A 15,652-nucleotide genomic window follows, 5' to 3' on the forward strand; every position below is an offset into this window, starting at 1 on the left:
TATCTATAATATTGTTTTAATGGGTAAATAATTTTTTTTGCCTATATTTTAGTTTATTTAAGGAGATTACAATGTCAAAAGGGCAATCATTACAAGACCCTTATCTTAACGTTCTACGTAAAGAAAGAGTACCTGTTTCTATTTTTTTAGTGAATGGAATTAAATTGCAAGGGCAAATTGAATCGTTTGATCAGTTTGTTATCTTGTTGAAAAATACTGTCAGTCAAATGGTATATAAGCATGCTATTTCTACAGTTGTTCCATCTCGTACAATTCGTATCCCATCTCCTGACTCTCCAGAAGATGCAATTGAATAGCCTGCTTAGTATAGGGCTAGTATAGGAAGATTAATTTGTTTTTCGAACGCCCAGAAAGTGGTGATCTAGCTGTTTTGGTTCATGTGGATTTTAATGATCCGTTAAACTCATATGGCCCAGAAGAGTGTGTTGAACTTGCGATCTCAGCTGGTGCTGACCCTGTTGCTGTTGTAACGGGTTCGCGTCAAAAACCAGATCCTAGGTATTTTGTTGGTACTGGTAAGCTAGATGAAATCATGGACATTGTTGTTCGTGAAGATGCGCAAGTTGTGATTTTTGATCACTCGTTAACTCCGTCTCAAGAACGTAATCTTGAAAGTTTTCTTAAATGTCGAGTTCTTGATAGAACTGGGCTTATTCTTGATATTTTTGCCCAGCGTGCCCGTACGCATGAAGGTAAACTTCAGGTGGAGCTGGCTCAATTGCAGCATTTATCCACTCGTCTGATTCGAGGTTGGACACACTTGGAGCGTCAGGGGAGTGTGGGCAACCGCGGACCCGGTGAAACACAGCTTGAGACTGACCGTCGATTGATTCGTGAAAGAATTAAGGGTATCCAAAAGCGTTTGGATAAGGTTAATGTACAGCGAGATCAAAGTCGTCGATCTCGTACTCGCTCATCAACACCAACGGTGTCTTTGGTTGGGTATACGAATGCGGGTAAATCGACGTTATTTAATCGTGCTACGGGATCTGATGTCTTTGCGGCTGATCAACTTTTTGCTACTTTGGATCCGACTTTAAGGCGTTTAGATATGCCAGAGATTGGTTCTATTGTGCTTGCTGACACAGTTGGATTTATTCGACAATTACCTCATCGTCTAGTTAAGGCATTTCAGGCTACTTTGAAAGAATCATCTGAAGCGAACTTGTTGTTACATATTGTTGATGCAAGTGATTTGTCTCGAGATGAAAATATTCAGCATGTTAATGACGTATTGCGTGAAATTGATGCTTATGAAATTCCAACATTAGTGGTGTTTAATAAGATTGATGCGTTGTCTAATGTGGAAGCAAGAATTGATCGAGATGAAGGTGGTAAACCTTACCGAGTTTGGTTGTCTGCTAAAACTGGAGAAGGTGTCGATTTACTAAAGATGGCAATTTCTGAACTTCTTGGTGAAGATGTCATCCAAGATAGTTTGTTGCTGCCTAATGATGCTGGCCGTTTTAGAGCGATGATGTTTGAACAGGGGGCTGTCGTTTCTGAAGAATACGATGAGGATGGTCGTTCTATTCTAAATGTTAGATTGCCGAAAAAAGATTTTTTACAAATTTTAGCGAAAACAGGTTTAAGTGAAGAGCAGTTGCACGCCGCTTAGTTTTGTGTGGAATTTTTTTGAATGATAATGGAGAGGCTTTATGGCCTGGAATGAACCGGGTAATAATGACAAAGACCCTTGGAACTCTGATAAAGATCGAAATACAAGTGGTAAGTCTGATACCGATAAGAGTAATGACCCTTCTGGGAATGACCCGTGGGGAAAACAAAAGCGTAATGAACAAGGGCCTCCTGATTTAGATGAGGCTTTTGGTAAGTTGATGGAAATGCTGGGTGTCAAAAAGGGGGGCGTGGAAATGGCGGCTCTGGTGGTGGCAATAATCTCTCCAATAAATTTGGGGGCAGTGTTGTCGCGATCGCTCTAATTGGCATTTTAGGTCTTTGGGGGGCGTCTGGTGTTTATCAGGTGGATCAGCAGGAGCGAGGTGTTGTTCTAAGGCTTGGTAAGTACTATGAAACTGTTATGCCTGGTCTGCATTGGAATCCACCAATGATTGACACTGTGAGTAAAGTGAATGTAACTAAAGTTCGTTCCCATGATCATAAGGCGTTAATGTTGACGGTTGATGAGGCCATTGTTGAAGTAGGGGTGTCTGTTCAGTACTCTGTTCAAGAACCCAAAAATTACCTGCTGAATGTGCGTAATCCAGAAGAGAGTTTGGCTCAGGCTGTAGAAAGTGCTCTTAGGCATGTTGTTGGTAGTTCTCAAATGGACCAAATTTTAACGGAAGGCCGAGAGTTGCTGGCCGATGACGTTAAAATCAGGTTGCAGAACTATATTAATGTTTATGGCACTGGTTTGTTGATCTCTAAAGTTAACGTTGAAAATACTCAAGCGCCTACTCAGGTTCAAGAGGCGTTTGATGACGTGATTAAAGCGAAGGAAGATGAGCAGCGTGTACGTAATGAGGCAGAGTCATATGCTAACGGTATTATTCCTGAGGCTCGTGGTCGTGCTCAGCGCATACGAGAAGAAGCTGAAGCTTATCGTTCTGAGATTGTTGCAAGGGCATCTGGTCAGGCTGATCGTTTTGATCGCATGTATCAAGAGTATATAAAGGCGCCTGAGGTTACAAAACGACGTCTATATATAGAGACAATCGAGGAAGTTTACTCTAAATCGAGTAAAGTGGTTGTTGATGTTGATGGCGGGAATAATATGATGTATTTACCGTTAGATAAAATAATGGGTAGTAATAAAGCTGCGACGCCAGCTTCGTCTGCTTCGAGTTCTGTTTTGTCGTCTAATATTGGCAATATTACAGATCAGGTAATCGAGGAAATTCGTAAGCGACAAGGTGTGACACGTAGAGAGGGCCGAAACTAATGAAAAATTTATCAGTGTCTTTACTGTTTATTGTTTTGGTTTTGGTTTTAGTGGCTTCTCAAACACTATATGTTGTCAAAGAAACTGAGCGTGCGGTTGTTTTGAAATTTGGTGAAATCGTTGAAGATGATGTTCAACCTGGTTTGCATTTTAAAATACCAGTTATGAATGAAGTTAAAAAATTCGATTCACGTATTTTAACAATGGATTCGCGTCCTCAACGTTACTTAACTCTTGAGAAAAAGGCCGTTATTGTAGACTCTTACGTAAAATGGCGTATTGAGTCTGTGTCAAAATTCTATACAGCAACTTCTGGAGACGAGGTTATTGCTAATAGAGTTTTGTCTTCTCGTGTTGATACGGGTCTAAGGAATCAATTCGGTGAGCGTACTATGCATGAAGTCGTCTCTGGTGAACGTGATCAGCTGATGGATGAATTGCGAGTAGGTCTAGATGATGTAGCTAAATCTGAGTTGGGTATTACAATTGTTGATATCCGAGTGAAGAGAATAGATTTGCCGCCAGATGTGAGTGAGTCTGTTTATCAGCGTATGAGAACTGAACGTGAGCGTGAAGCAAGAGAGCATAGATCGAAAGGTTTAGAGCTTGCGGAAGGTATTCGAGCGGATGCGGATAGGCAGCAAGTTGTGCTTGAGTCTGAAGCTTATCGTGATTCAGAGATGATTCGTGGTGACGGGGATGCAACGGCAGCGGATATTTACTCTAAGGTATATACGCAAGACCCAGACTTCTATGAGTTTTATCGTAGTTTGCAAGCATATAGAGCAAGCTTTGGTTCTCAGGGTGATGTCTTTGTAATTAAACCAGATAGTGAATTCTTTAAATACTTAAATAAAATAGAGCAGTAGTTCTGTATATTTAGGTGGAATGCCATTGAGGTCTATTTGTTCAAATAGGAAACATGGTATGATAGAAAAAACCGGGTAATTTCCCGGTTTTTTCATGTTTAAAAAACGAGAATGTATGCACGAACTGCTTTTGTCATTGCTTGTGGGAGTAAGCCTTCTGTTGATAGTTGAAGGTTTTTTGCCTTTTCTTGCGCCTGATGCATGGCGAAAGTTAATGCTTAAGGTAGTGTCTACTTCGGATGCTAATGTGCGCATCATAGGTGCAGTAAGTATGTTCTTAGGGTTATTGTTGCTTTATATAGTACGAAGCTAAGAGGAAAAACTAATGACATTAGCTGATCGCTGGCTATTACCTGACGGTGTTGATGAGTCTTTGCCTGTTCAGGCAGAGAGAATTGAGAATTTGCGAAGAACCTTGCTTGACCTTCATCATTCGTGGGGTTATCAGTTAGTCATTCCACCTTTGTTGGAGTATTTAGACTCCCTTTTAACGGGTGCTGGCTCAGATTTAGAAAACGAGACATTTAAAGTTATAGATCAGTTGTCGGGTCGTATGATGGGTATTCGTGCTGATTTCACTTCTCAAGTAGCAAGGATTGATGCTCATTGTTTGAAGGGAGAATCAATACAACGATTGTGCTATTGCGGTAGCGTCTTAAGGACTGTGCCATCGGGATTGGATGGTACTCGTAGCCCTATTCAGCTGGGTGCAGAATTATATGGGCATGGCGGGGTTGAAAGTGATATTGAGATATTATCTTTAATGATAGAGACTTTGTCCGTTGCAGGGATTGGTTCGCCTGTTTTGGATTTAGGTCATGTGGATATTGTAAGGGATCTTATGTCTGTTTGTGATCTAACAGATTTACAACGAGAAACAATATCTGAATTTTATAAAACAAAAGACCTTCCTGAATTGAATCGATTCGTTGCGTCTTTGGGTTTATCTGAAGAGCAATCCGGTTGGTTGAATCTATTGCCCCGTTTGTGTGGAGATGAATCTGTTCTTGAGAAAGCGCGTTTTGCACTTAGCGGTATCAGCAAAAAAATTGATGCGGCTATCAATGAATTGCAACTAGTTAAAAAAACCATCTCATTGCGTTTCCCTAGTGTCCGGTTCCATTTCGATTTAAGTGATTTAGTTTCTTATAATTACCACACGGGATTGGTTTTTGCGGCCTACCTGCCTGGTCAAGGTAATGCAATAGCTAGAGGTGGTCGTTACAATAATATTGGTGAAGTGTTTGGGCGTTCTCGTCCAGCGACAGGCTTTAGTACTGACCTCAAAACGTTGGTGATGTTGTCTGATTTTGCAATTTCAAAAAATAAAGTGGTATTGGCTCCTGCTGGAAATGATATCTCTTTGTGGGATGTGGTTTCTAAATTGAGGTCAGAAGGTTTTAAGGTTGTGCAAGCGTTGGAGGGAGAAGTTCCTACGGTTGAAGTCGATTTTGAATTGGTTTGTGTTAAAGGAGATTGGCAGACAGTTGCTGCTAATCTGTAAAATTTTGTTAAAAATTAAATGAGACCTGAAATTATGGGCAAAAACGTAGTTATTCTAGGCACCCAATGGGGTGATGAAGGTAAAGGTAAGGTTGTTGATTTACTTACTGAGGAAGTGGCCGCTGTTGTACGTTTCCAAGGTGGTCATAATGCAGGGCATACCCTTGTTATTGATGGTAAAAAAACCGTCTTGCATTTGATTCCTTCAGGGATTTTACGTGATAAAGTTCAATGTATTATCGGTAATGGTGTAGTACTTTCTCCTGCGGCCTTATTAAAGGAAGTAAATGAACTATTGGAGCAAGGTATTCCTGCTGTTGAGCGCTTAAAAATAAGCCCAGCTTGTCCTTTGATACTGCCTTATCATATCGCGATGGATCAGGCGCGCGAAATAGCAAAAGGTGCGAAGAAAATTGGCACAACGGGACGAGGCATAGGTCCTGCTTACGAAGATAAAGTTGCTCGTCGAGCAATACGGGTGGCTGATTTATTAGATCCTGTACGTTTTGCAGAAAAGCTAAAAGAAGTATTGTCTTACTATAACTTCATGCTTAAAAATTATTATCATGTGGATGAGATATCTTATGATGATGTGTATGAAGAAGGTTTGAAAATGGCTGAATTTTTGCGACCAATGGTAACAGATACCATTTCTTTGTTGCATGATTTGCGTCGCTCTGGTGCAAATATTATGTTCGAGGGTGCTCAGGGGTCTTTGTTGGATGTTGATCATGGCACTTATCCCTATGTGACGTCTTCAAATACAACGGCTGGTGGCGCTCCAACAGGTACGGGTTTTGGTCCGTTATATTTCGATTATGTTTTGGGTATTACCAAAGCCTATACGACGCGTGTGGGGTCCGGACCTTTCCCTACAGAATTGTTTGATGGCGATGGTGAGATGTTGGCTGCTCGCGGGCATGAGTTTGGAGCGACTACTGGTCGTGCTCGTCGTTGTGGTTGGTTTGATGCGGTGGCTTTACGTCATGCTGTGCAAATTAACTCAGTATCGGGTATGTGTTTAACTAAGTTAGACGTACTGGATGGCTTTAAGACTATTAAGGTTTGTGTTTCTTATGCTGATGATCAAGGGAATGCAGTGGCAGGTTCTTTGGTTGATAGTGAAGGGTATGAGGCGGCACGCCCAGTTTATGTTGAATTACCTGGTTGGTCTGAATCAACGGTTGGTGCGCCTGATTTTGCCTCTTTACCTAAAAATGCGCAAGATTATATTCGCTTTTTAGAGGAGCAAGTTGGTGTTCCTGTGGATATTATTTCAACGGGTCCTGATCGAGTTGAAACCATTGTTTTAAAAGACCCATTTAAACATTAATTTAAATGTTGGAAAAAAAGCCGATTTTTCGGCTTTTTTTTTGTCCTGGATTTGAGTTAGCTTAAGTCCGCTTGTTAGTGTAAAAAGTTTGAAAATCAAACGGATGTCTTATATTCAGTGATATAGAATGTAATGATTAAAAAGTTGCACTGTCTTCCTTTGAGAGGTTTTTATGGTTAAGTTGCTACTTGCAGACGATGATGCTCGTTTATCTGAATTGATAAAAGAATATTTTAACGGAGAGGGTTATGATGTTATTCATGCGTGGAATGGGCGTGAAGCAATTGAGCTGTTAAATCAGTCCTCTCCAGATGTAGTGATTTTAGATGTTATGATGCCTGAGTTGGATGGGTTTGAAACACTAAAGCAAATTCGTGTTAAGAGTAAGATCCCTGTCATAATGTTGACCGCTAAAGGGGATGATATAGATCGCATTTTAGGTTTGGAAATGGGGGCTGATGATTATCTGTCTAAACCGTTTAACCCTAGAGAGTTGTTGGCTAGAATTAAGGCGATTTTACGACGTTCATCTAATGAAAAGGCTGAAGACTCTACTGGGGATATGGAGTTAGATGGCCTCTTGTTGAGGCGAAAAGACCGAAGTGTTTTTCTTGAGGGAGAGTTGATTGAATTAACTACTTCTGAGTATACCTTGCTTGAGTGTATGTTGTCTCTGCCTGGTCAGGTGCTAACGAAACAAGAGTTATCAGAAAAGGCGTTAGGTCGGAAGTTGACTTTATATGATCGTAGCCTTGATATGCATATTAGTAACTTGCGTAAAAAAATAGGTTTGCTACCAGATGGTGAACCTAGGATCAAAACGGTTAGAGGGGTGGGGTATATTTTTGTTGAGCATGGAAAAGGTACTTCCTTGCTATGAAGAATACTTTTTTTAGAGTATTTTTAGTTATTTTACTATCCAATATAGTGGTTGTAAGTATTGGCTTTGGTGTGGTAAAGCTAATACAAAGACCTCAGCAAGTTTCTGCAGATGTTCTTGGTGATGTTGGTGTTCAGCTTGTCACCGTGTATGAAAAGCTTGGCGGTGTGTCAATTAAGGAGTTAGCGAGTAAGTTTGAGAAACAGTTGTCTGGGAAGTTGTTTTTGTATCAAGAAAATGGCGTTTCTTTGTTGAGGCCTTTGCCACGTAATCTGCCGGGTAAAAGTGAAGGTCGCTTGGGGCGACCCTTAGCCGATTTTTTAGACAGTCAGTTTATTCAAGTGATAGGGACAAGTAATGTTCAATATTTGCTTATCTATCGACCAAGTCCTCACCTTAAGTCTTCAAACCCTGAATTAATTTTGCCTTTCTCCTTCCTAGGTTTGTTGGTATCAAGTGCAGTGGTGGCTTATTGGTTGTTAGGGCCTCTGTTGAAGCTGCAGAAAGCCACTCGTTCATTCGGGCGAGGTGATATGGAAGCTCGGGTGGATGTGAAGCTGGCCCAGAGATCAGATGCAATTGGCAAGCTTGCTCAAGAGTTTAATGAGATGGCTGAGCGTATCGAGGTTCTTTTGTCATCTAAGGAAAGGTTGATGAGGGATGTCTCTCATGAATTAAGAACGCCTTTATCAAGAATTGAAGTTGCGTTAACGATTGCTGAAGATAAGCAGGGTTTGCCGCTACAGCAAAATTACTTAGATCGCATACGCACTGAGTTACATGAGCTTGATGAGCTGATTGGGCAAGTGTTGACTTTGAGTCGGCTCGAAGCGGCTTCGCTTAAAAAAGAAAAAATTGATCTGCAGAGGTGGGTGAGCGATATAGTTGATGATGTAAATTTTGAATCGCAATTAAAAAATATTCACGTTGTTAAAGTGGGTTCTTTTCCTAAGGTGCTTTTAGGTGATCCTTTGCAGTTGCGTCACGCAATCGAAAATGTATTAAGAAATGCATGCTTCTATGCTTCAGATGGCGGTAGAGTGGAGATTGAAACTAAAGAGGTGTCTGGTTATGCAAAAATTATTATTCGCGACGAAGGCCCTGGTGTTGATGATGATAAGTTAGAAAAAATATTTCATGCCTTTTACCGTTCTTCTTCCGCGAGAGAGTCTAATAGTGGGGGGTTCGGAGTAGGTTTAACGATTGCCCAGCGAATTATTCGTGCTCATAATGGCTCAATTGATGCGAGTAATCGGCCTGAAGGTGGTTTGGAGGTGCGTTTTTCTTTGCCTATGAGTTAGATGTTATTGAATTGTCTTGTTATTTTGTAGAGATTTAAGTACTATGCCCGCCGCAAGTTGGCTAGGCAGTCGCTGTTTCTTATTGTTAGAGATGGAGGAAAGTCCGGGCTTCACAGGGTAAAGTGCCAGGTAACTCCTGGGGGGCGAGAGCCTACGGAAAGTGCAGCAGAAAATATACCGCCTAAGCAGTTTACTGCCGGTAAGGTTGAAATGGTGCGGTAAGAGCGCACCGCGCGACTGGTAACAGTTCGTGGCAAGGTAAACCCCACTTGAAGCAAGACCAAATAGGAACTCTTTGGCGTGACCCGCGCTGAGTTCGGGTAGGTCGCTAGAGGCATGCAGTGATGTATGTTCGAGATGAATGACTGTCCACGACAGAACCCGGCTTATCGGCCAACTTGCGCTTTTCCTCTCTACTACTTCTCTTTTTATAAATCCCTCATTATTGATTATATCTGTTATATGATTTTTGCTTTTCTGCGCCTGAAATTCGTGTTTTCACTCTTTTTTACAAAAAAATGATAAAAATTGTGTAATTTATTCATTCTTTTTTGTGAAAAGTGTTAAATTGTGGGTGAAAGTGTCGATAAGTGGAATATGGATATGTTTAGAGGTCTTCATCATGTGAGTGTGGATGCAAAAGGGCGAATGTCCTTGCCTGCACGATTACGTGAAGAGTTGGTTCAATACGATGATGCTAAAGTCGTTGTTACTATTGATCCCATGTCTCGATGCTTATTGATGTACCCATTATCAGAATGGGAAGTGATACAGGAAAAGTTAGATAAATTACCATCTTTTCAACCACAAGCTAGGAAGTTACAGCGTCTTTTGGTTGGGCACGCGACAGATTTAGAAATAGATTCGGCAGGTAGAATATTGTTGCCTGCGCCATTGAGAGACTTTTCTCAACTTGAAAAAAAAGTCGCTCTATTAGGGCAAGGTAAAAAGATAGAAATTTGGAGCCAATCTAATTGGGAGGCTCAAAGAGAAGCATATTTAGATTTGAGTTCAATTGATGAACAACAACTTGAAAGTTTAATGGATATTTCGTTATGACAGATTCCGTACCGCAGCATATTAGTGTGATGTTAAATGAGTCAGTAGATTATTTGGTTACTGATAAAAATGGTGTATATGTTGATGGCACTTTTGGTCGTGGCGGTCATTCTAGGCTGATCTTATCACGGCTTGAGTCCGGTAAGCTGCTGGGCTTCGATAAGGACCCTGTGGCCATTGAGTATGGGGAAGCCCTTCATAAAGAGGATAGTCGTTTTCAGATCGTACAAGAAAGTTTTGCTAACATGTTCAATCCTATCGAGAGGTTGCTAGATTCAGCTGGAAGAGTTGATGGTGTGCTTATGGATTTGGGCGTTTCTTCACCTCAGCTTGATGATGCTCAGCGTGGGTTCAGCTTTATGAATGATGGCCCATTAGATATGCGAATGAATCCCGATGAAGGTATCAGTGCAGCAGAATGGGTTGCTAGAGTGGATGAAAAAGACCTAGCTGATGTTATGTATCAATATGGAGAAGAGCGTTTTTCTCGAAGAATTGCAAAAGCAATCTGTGAGTATCGATCTCATACACCCATAACAACAACACTTCAGTTTGCTAAGATTATTGCAGAAGCTAACCCTGCTTGGGAAAAAGGCAAGAACCCTGCGACAAGAGCCTTTCAAGGGATCCGGATTTTTATAAACAATGAATTAGGTGATTTAGAAACCGGGCTTGAGGTTGCTGCCAATTCGTTAAAAGTAGGGGGACGCTTAGTTGTTATTAGTTTTCATTCCTTAGAGGACCGTATCGTTAAACGGTTTATGAAGCTGAAATCCAAAGGTCCTGAAATTCCTAGGTATTTACCAATACAAAATGCACATTTAAATGTGAAGTTTAAATCTATTGGGCGAGCGAATAAACCATCTAAAGAAGAAGTGGCTGGAAATGTTCGTTCGAGAAGTGCTGTGATGAGAGTGCTGGAGCGCACGGGTGACTAGGTCAATGCTATTTACTGTGTTTGTTGCAGCGATATGCCTTTCTTTGGTCTCTATTGGGCTTGTGTCCCAGGTTTATGACTTCAGAAAAGACTTTTCCTATTTGCAAAAAATGAAAAAAGTGGAAACCAATTACGAAGTGGTTTGGGGGCAGTTGTTATTAGAGCAAAGCGCCTTAACTCAACCGAGTCGCTTAGAACAAGCGGCTGTAAAAGATTTGAATATGCGTGCCCCTAATCAAAATGAAATGGTAATAGTAAAACCATGAAAACAGAAAACAGTTCATACATACCAGAAAATTGGCGCTTTTATATCGTTTATGGCATTGCCATCACGCTGTTTCTTTTAGTGGGTGGTCGTTTGTTCTTCTTGACGGTAGTTGATAAAGACTTTTTGCAAAACCAAGGTGACATTCGAGCTGAAAGGACAGAAACAATCCCTGCTACTCGGGGGATGATTTTAGATCGCCGAGGTGAGCCTCTTGCTGTTAGTACTCCGACTTGGACTGTGATCGCTAATCCTAAAAAGCTTTGGACTCAAGAGTTTGGAGAGGGAAAAACGGCCGAGACTGAAATTAAACGTTTGGCGGATGTTATGGGGGTTGGTTCTTCATGGCTACAAGAGCGTTTCGAAACTAATCGCAGCAAGTCATTTATGTATCTTAGGCGCCAGCTGCCTCCACATGAGGCCGATGCTATTATGAATGCGGCGGTTGTGGGTGTAACGCGTAGAAAAGAATATAAACGCTTTTACCCAGCGGGAGAAGTAGCTTCTCACGTAGTTGGTTTTACTAATGTGGATGATTCGGGCCAAGAAGGGATTGAGTTAGCCTATGATCAAGCATTGCAAGGAACTGCAGGAGAAAGAAGTTTTGTGAAGGATCTTCGCGGTAATGTTATCCGCACAATTGGAGAAGATGTGCCTGAGCAATCCGGTGAAAATATTGAATTAAGTATAGACTTAAGATTGCAATATTTGGCGTATAGGGAGTTAAAGGCAGCGGTTACTGAGCATAGAGCAACATCGGCTTCAGCTGTTATCCTTGATGTTCAGACTGGGGAAATTTTGGCTATGGTTAATCAGCCTTCATTTAATCCTAATGATCGATCCACTTTGGAATATGATCAACTTAGAAATAGAGCGGTTATCGATCTATTTGAGCCCGGATCAACGGTTAAGCCTTTGACCTTATCAGCGGCGCTTTCTTCAGGACAGTATACAACTGAATCAAAAATAGATACTTCTCCAGGGTACATTCGATTTGGTAGACAAACAATTCGAGATCTTGGGAATTACGGAAAAATTGATTTAGAAACCTTATTGGTCAAATCGAGTAATGTGGCTACCTCAAGAATTGCTTTATCACTACCGCAAGATGCCGTTTGGAATATGTATTATAAGCTAGGTATAGGCTCTTTAGTCGGCATTGGTTTTCCAGGGGAAGTAACTGGTGTCTTGCCTGTTCATACTCGTTGGAGACCGGCAGAAACCGCTACTCTCGCCTATGGTTATGGTTTGTCCCTTTCCACCTTACAGTTAGCGCAAGCCTATATGGTCTTAGCTAATGGTGGCTATAAAGTGCCGGTAAGTATCTTTAAACAAGATGGTCGACCACAGGGGGAGCAGGTTATTCCAAGGCAAGTGGCGAAAGATGTTATCAAAATGATGGAAGCTGTCGTTGAAAGAGGCTCTGGTAAAGCGGCAAAAATTCCTGGATATCGTGTTGCAGGAAAAACAGGGACCGTTCACAAAGTTGGATCTAATGGTTATGAGTATGACAAGTACATATCATTATTCGCTGGTGTTGCTCCTGCTACAAACCCTCGTCTTGCGATGGTAGTGATGGTTAACGATGCCAAGGGGCGAGAGTATTACGGTGGTGAGGTTTCAGCACCTGTGTTTTCTCGTGTAATGGAAGGTGCTATGACAATATTGAATATTTCGCCTGACTTACCTGACGGGTTGAGAGAAGTGAGGCTAGATAAAAAAACGTCTCAGAGAGTTGTGCTGGGAGGATAAATGTTTACTTTGTCTGAGCTTTTTGAATCAAGCTTATTGTCTGTTCCGCAGAATCTTCAGGACATAATGATTTCTGATGTACAAACAGACAGTCGTAAGGTAACCAGCTCGAGTTTATTTTTCGCGTTGCCGGGCATTGCTAGTCAGGGTTGGGATTATTTGCCAGCTGTTGCCGCGAAAGGTTGTAGGGTTGCTGTTGTCCCTCAAGATCTTTTGTCGTATCTCAAAGATTCTTTATCTAATGACTCTATTGTTTTGATTCCATCAAAGGATGTCATTCGGAGTTTATCAAAATGTCTGAAGTATAAGTTTTGTCAATATCCGGAGTATTTAATTGCGGTGACTGGGACTAACGGTAAGTCTTCTATTAGTTACTATATCGCTCAATTAATGGAAAAGTTAGATTTCAGTAGCGGTCTAATTGGAACGTTTGGGACGGGGCCTCTGAACAAATTAGTTGAAGCAGCTCAAACGACTCCAGATCAACTGTCATTACATACCATGCTAGGCGACTTTTCATCTATTGGTCTTCAGTGTGTTGCTTTTGAAGCTTCTTCGCATGCATTGGATCAAAGGCGTATAGATGGCGTTCCTTTTAAGTGTGCAGTTTTTTCTAATTTATCAAGAGACCATTTGGACTATCATGGATCAATGGCATGTTACGCAAAAGCAAAAAGGAAGCTGTTTTATTATCCAGAGCTTGAGCGTGTTGTGCTTAATTATGATGATGACTATTTTCGTTTTATGTCAGAAGGTGTAACTGCACCCATTTTCTCATATAGCATTAAAGACAGTGCGGCGGACTTTTTTGCAAGTGATCTATCTTATCGTGCTGATGGTGTTGCTTTTCGTTTACATTTCCCAAAAGGTTCTCGAGAAGTGTTGTTGCCATTATTAGGAGAGTTTAATGTGTCTAATGCATTAGCGGCTGTATCGGCATTGTGGGATTTTGTCGCAGATAAAGCTCGATTGCTGGACTCGCTCGAATTGCTTTGTGGTGCACCAGGAAGAATGCAAAAACTTAATGTAAAAAACACACCGTTAGTGGTGGTTGATTATGCTCATACACCGGATGCCTTGTCTTATGCTTTGGCTGCACTAAAGGTGCATGTAGGAGGGAGGGTAATATGTGTATTTGGTTGCGGTGGTGATAGAGATAAAGGCAAGCGCCCTTTAATGACTATTGCCGCACTCGGTGCTGCGGATTTTGTTTGGTTGACGTCAGATAACCCGAGGACTGAAAATCCCTTAGATATTTTATCGGATGCTATGGAGGGTGTCTCTACAGAGTTATATGAAGGACGTCTTTTTCAATCTGTAGACCGGCATCAAGCCATTGAAGCGGCGATTAATTATGCTCGTCCTGAGGATGTGGTTCTGATTGCAGGTAAAGGTCACGAGACCTATCAGGATGTTATGGGTACTAAGCATTTCTTTGATGATGTTTTGGAGGCGCAAAAAGCGTTAGTACAATATGCTAATTGATCTTTTTTTGAGCAAGATAGCCGAGATCTGCCAAGGTGAACTGATAGGTGATGATGTATTGATTTCAAGTGTTGAAACCAACTCGAAAGAGTCGAAAATCTCCTCTCTTTTTGTTGCTTTAAAGGGAGATCGTTTTGATGGTCATGACTATGTCAGTCAGGCATTTGAAAATGGCTTTTTAGCGGCTTTGGTTAGTCAGGATGTGGGTGTGTCCCCAGCCATTGTTGTTAATGATACTTTGACGGCCTATGGAGAGATTGCACGTTACATAAGGCACTCCTTTAAAGGGAAGGTGGTTGCAGTTACTGGTAGTAATGGTAAAACAACGGTTAAAGAATGGTTATCACACATCGTATCTGAGCATAATGGAGTGCTCAAAACGAAGAATAATGAAAATAACCAAGTTGGAGTCCCAAAGACCTTGCTTGATTTATCGGAGGACCATCAGGTAGCTATTATCGAAACTGGGACAAGTTATCCCGGTGAGATTGAAAAAATGGGTCGAGTAATTACCCCTGATATTGCCGTGTTAACCAATGCTAGTGGTTGTCATTATTCTGGGTTTGGTACTTTGGATGCGATTGCTAAAGAAAAAGGGGCCTTATTGTCCTCGACTTCTAGAAGTGGCAGTGTAGTTTTGAATAAAGATGATCCTTTCTATGTTTATTGGGCAGGCCTTGCAAAGGGTAGGGTTATCAGGTCTTTTGGCTTTGATAATGATGCTCAGTTATGGGTGGATGATATTTTGTTATGTGATGATCATTCCGTTGCTCGTTTTCATTATAAAGGTGAATCTGTTCTTGGAAGGGTAGGTAGTCCAGGGCGCCATCAAATTGCAAATGGAATGGCTGTTGTACAGGTATTGTTATGTATTGGTTGGACTTTTAAATCTGCCGTATTAGCTTTGGCAGATTCGCTTGTTATTCCAGGACGTTTACAGAAAATTTATTCTGAAAATCGACCACTTTTGTTAAACGATTGTTATAATGCCAGTCCAAAATCTGTCAACGCCGCGATTGATGTGCTTCAGTGTCAAAAAGTCGAGAATACAGTATTGGTCCTAGGGGCTCTGGGGGAGTTAGGTGCTCTTGAGGCAAGTGTTCATCAAGAGATTGGTCGCTATGCTTTTCAGTCGGGCGTTTCTTGTTTGATAGCTTTGGGGCCTGTCGCTGGAATCGCATCCTCCGTATTTTCTTCCCTTGGTGGGAAGGCCTATGTTTTTGACACTCACTCGGAAATCTCACAAAAATTGAAAGAATTAAATGATTCTTCTGCTGTTTTGATAAAGGGCTCTCGTTCTGCCCAAATGGAAAAAGTAATTGAAGATCTCGACTATTAGGAA

Annotated in this window: 14 protein-coding genes, 1 other RNA gene and 1 pseudogene; all 16 read left to right on the top strand. The window is 41.4% G+C overall.

The window, feature by feature from the left end:
- Nucleotides 1–71: 71 nt before the first annotated feature.
- A complete protein-coding gene (hfq, locus tag O1D97_RS16020; RefSeq protein ID WP_191603110.1) occupies nucleotides 72–317 on the top strand; it encodes an RNA chaperone Hfq in 246 nt (81 codons plus the stop codon).
- 35 nt (nucleotides 318–352) lie between these two features.
- On the top strand, nucleotides 353–1,639 hold the full coding sequence (gene hflX / locus O1D97_RS16025; protein WP_269127172.1) for a ribosome rescue GTPase HflX: 1,287 nt from the start codon (nucleotides 353–355) through the stop codon (nucleotides 1,637–1,639).
- A gap of 40 nt (nucleotides 1,640–1,679) precedes the next feature.
- Nucleotides 1,680–2,926, top strand: a pseudogene (hflK, locus tag O1D97_RS16030) (FtsH protease activity modulator HflK).
- Complete coding sequence (gene hflC / locus O1D97_RS16035) at nucleotides 2,926–3,795, top strand: protease modulator HflC (protein ID WP_269127173.1); 870 nt, start codon at nucleotides 2,926–2,928, stop codon at nucleotides 3,793–3,795. Before hflK ends, hflC begins: the two are co-directional and overlap by 1 nt.
- Nucleotides 3,796–3,910: 115 nt before the next feature.
- Nucleotides 3,911–4,108 (top strand): DUF2065 domain-containing protein, encoded by a 198-nt coding sequence (locus O1D97_RS16040; protein WP_269127174.1) that lies wholly within the window; start codon nucleotides 3,911–3,913, stop codon nucleotides 4,106–4,108.
- A gap of 12 nt (nucleotides 4,109–4,120) precedes the next feature.
- Nucleotides 4,121–5,299, top strand: a complete 1,179-nt coding sequence (locus tag O1D97_RS16045) for an ATP phosphoribosyltransferase regulatory subunit (RefSeq protein WP_269127175.1) — start codon at nucleotides 4,121–4,123, stop codon at nucleotides 5,297–5,299.
- 33 nt (nucleotides 5,300–5,332) lie between these two features.
- A complete protein-coding gene (locus O1D97_RS16050) occupies nucleotides 5,333–6,631 on the top strand; it encodes an adenylosuccinate synthase (RefSeq protein ID WP_269127176.1) in 1,299 nt (432 codons plus the stop codon).
- Nucleotides 6,632–6,803: 172 nt separating this feature from the next.
- The gene (locus O1D97_RS16055) at nucleotides 6,804–7,511 is read left to right on the top strand and encodes a response regulator transcription factor (protein ID WP_269127177.1); all 708 of its coding nucleotides are present in this window, start codon (nucleotides 6,804–6,806) and stop codon (nucleotides 7,509–7,511) included.
- Complete coding sequence (locus tag O1D97_RS16060) at nucleotides 7,508–8,812, top strand: HAMP domain-containing sensor histidine kinase (RefSeq protein WP_269127178.1); 1,305 nt, start codon at nucleotides 7,508–7,510, stop codon at nucleotides 8,810–8,812. Before O1D97_RS16055 ends, O1D97_RS16060 begins: the two co-directional genes overlap by 4 nt.
- Before the next feature lie 53 nt (nucleotides 8,813–8,865).
- Nucleotides 8,866–9,217, top strand: an RNA gene (gene rnpB / locus O1D97_RS16065) — RNase P RNA component class A.
- A 198-nt stretch (nucleotides 9,218–9,415) separates the two neighbouring features.
- Nucleotides 9,416–9,871 carry a division/cell wall cluster transcriptional repressor MraZ gene (mraZ, locus tag O1D97_RS16070; RefSeq protein ID WP_269127205.1) on the top strand — a complete coding sequence of 152 codons (456 nt, stop codon included), beginning with the start codon at nucleotides 9,416–9,418 and terminating at the stop codon, nucleotides 9,869–9,871.
- Nucleotides 9,868–10,809 (top strand): 16S rRNA (cytosine(1402)-N(4))-methyltransferase RsmH, encoded by a 942-nt coding sequence (gene rsmH / locus O1D97_RS16075; protein ID WP_269127179.1) that lies wholly within the window; start codon nucleotides 9,868–9,870, stop codon nucleotides 10,807–10,809. Before mraZ ends, rsmH begins: the two co-directional genes overlap by 4 nt.
- Nucleotides 10,802–11,074: a cell division protein FtsL gene (gene ftsL, locus O1D97_RS16080; RefSeq protein ID WP_269127180.1), complete on the top strand. Its 273-nt coding sequence runs from the start codon at nucleotides 10,802–10,804 to the stop codon at nucleotides 11,072–11,074. The genes rsmH and ftsL overlap by 8 nt, the downstream gene beginning before the upstream one ends.
- Nucleotides 11,071–12,825, top strand: coding sequence for a peptidoglycan D,D-transpeptidase FtsI family protein (locus O1D97_RS16085; protein WP_269127181.1), 1,755 nt, complete (start codon nucleotides 11,071–11,073; stop codon nucleotides 12,823–12,825). The genes ftsL and O1D97_RS16085 overlap by 4 nt, the downstream gene beginning before the upstream one ends.
- Nucleotides 12,826–14,310 carry a UDP-N-acetylmuramoyl-L-alanyl-D-glutamate--2,6-diaminopimelate ligase gene (locus O1D97_RS16090; protein WP_269127182.1) on the top strand — a complete coding sequence of 495 codons (1,485 nt, stop codon included), beginning with the start codon at nucleotides 12,826–12,828 and terminating at the stop codon, nucleotides 14,308–14,310.
- Complete coding sequence (locus O1D97_RS16095) at nucleotides 14,300–15,649, top strand: UDP-N-acetylmuramoyl-tripeptide--D-alanyl-D-alanine ligase (protein ID WP_269127183.1); 1,350 nt, start codon at nucleotides 14,300–14,302, stop codon at nucleotides 15,647–15,649. The genes O1D97_RS16090 and O1D97_RS16095 overlap by 11 nt, the downstream gene beginning before the upstream one ends.
- Nucleotides 15,650–15,652 lie beyond the last annotated feature (3 nt).

Origin of the sequence: Marinomonas phaeophyticola (genome assembly GCF_026966905.1) — a bacterium.
Lineage (GTDB): Bacteria > Pseudomonadota > Gammaproteobacteria > Pseudomonadales > Marinomonadaceae > Marinomonas > Marinomonas phaeophyticola.

Excerpts from the sequence above, each read along its gene's own strand:
- hfq (WP_191603110.1), top strand. The coding sequence starts at position 72 with ATGTCAAAAGGGCAATCATTACAAGACCCTTATCTTAACGTTCTACGT.
- hflC (WP_269127173.1), top strand. The coding sequence starts at position 2,926 with ATGAAAAATTTATCAGTGTCTTTACTGTTTATTGTTTTGGTTTTGGTT.
- O1D97_RS16040 (WP_269127174.1), top strand. The coding sequence starts at position 3,911 with ATGCACGAACTGCTTTTGTCATTGCTTGTGGGAGTAAGCCTTCTGTTG.
- O1D97_RS16045 (WP_269127175.1), top strand. The coding sequence starts at position 4,121 with ATGACATTAGCTGATCGCTGGCTATTACCTGACGGTGTTGATGAGTCT.
- O1D97_RS16050 (WP_269127176.1), top strand. The coding sequence starts at position 5,333 with ATGGGCAAAAACGTAGTTATTCTAGGCACCCAATGGGGTGATGAAGGT.
- O1D97_RS16055 (WP_269127177.1), top strand. The coding sequence starts at position 6,804 with ATGGTTAAGTTGCTACTTGCAGACGATGATGCTCGTTTATCTGAATTG.
- O1D97_RS16060 (WP_269127178.1), top strand. The coding sequence starts at position 7,508 with ATGAAGAATACTTTTTTTAGAGTATTTTTAGTTATTTTACTATCCAAT.
- mraZ (WP_269127205.1), top strand. The coding sequence starts at position 9,416 with ATGTTTAGAGGTCTTCATCATGTGAGTGTGGATGCAAAAGGGCGAATG.
- rsmH (WP_269127179.1), top strand. The coding sequence starts at position 9,868 with ATGACAGATTCCGTACCGCAGCATATTAGTGTGATGTTAAATGAGTCA.
- O1D97_RS16085 (WP_269127181.1), top strand. The coding sequence starts at position 11,071 with ATGAAAACAGAAAACAGTTCATACATACCAGAAAATTGGCGCTTTTAT.
- O1D97_RS16090 (WP_269127182.1), top strand. The coding sequence starts at position 12,826 with ATGTTTACTTTGTCTGAGCTTTTTGAATCAAGCTTATTGTCTGTTCCG.
- O1D97_RS16095 (WP_269127183.1), top strand. The coding sequence starts at position 14,300 with ATGCTAATTGATCTTTTTTTGAGCAAGATAGCCGAGATCTGCCAAGGT.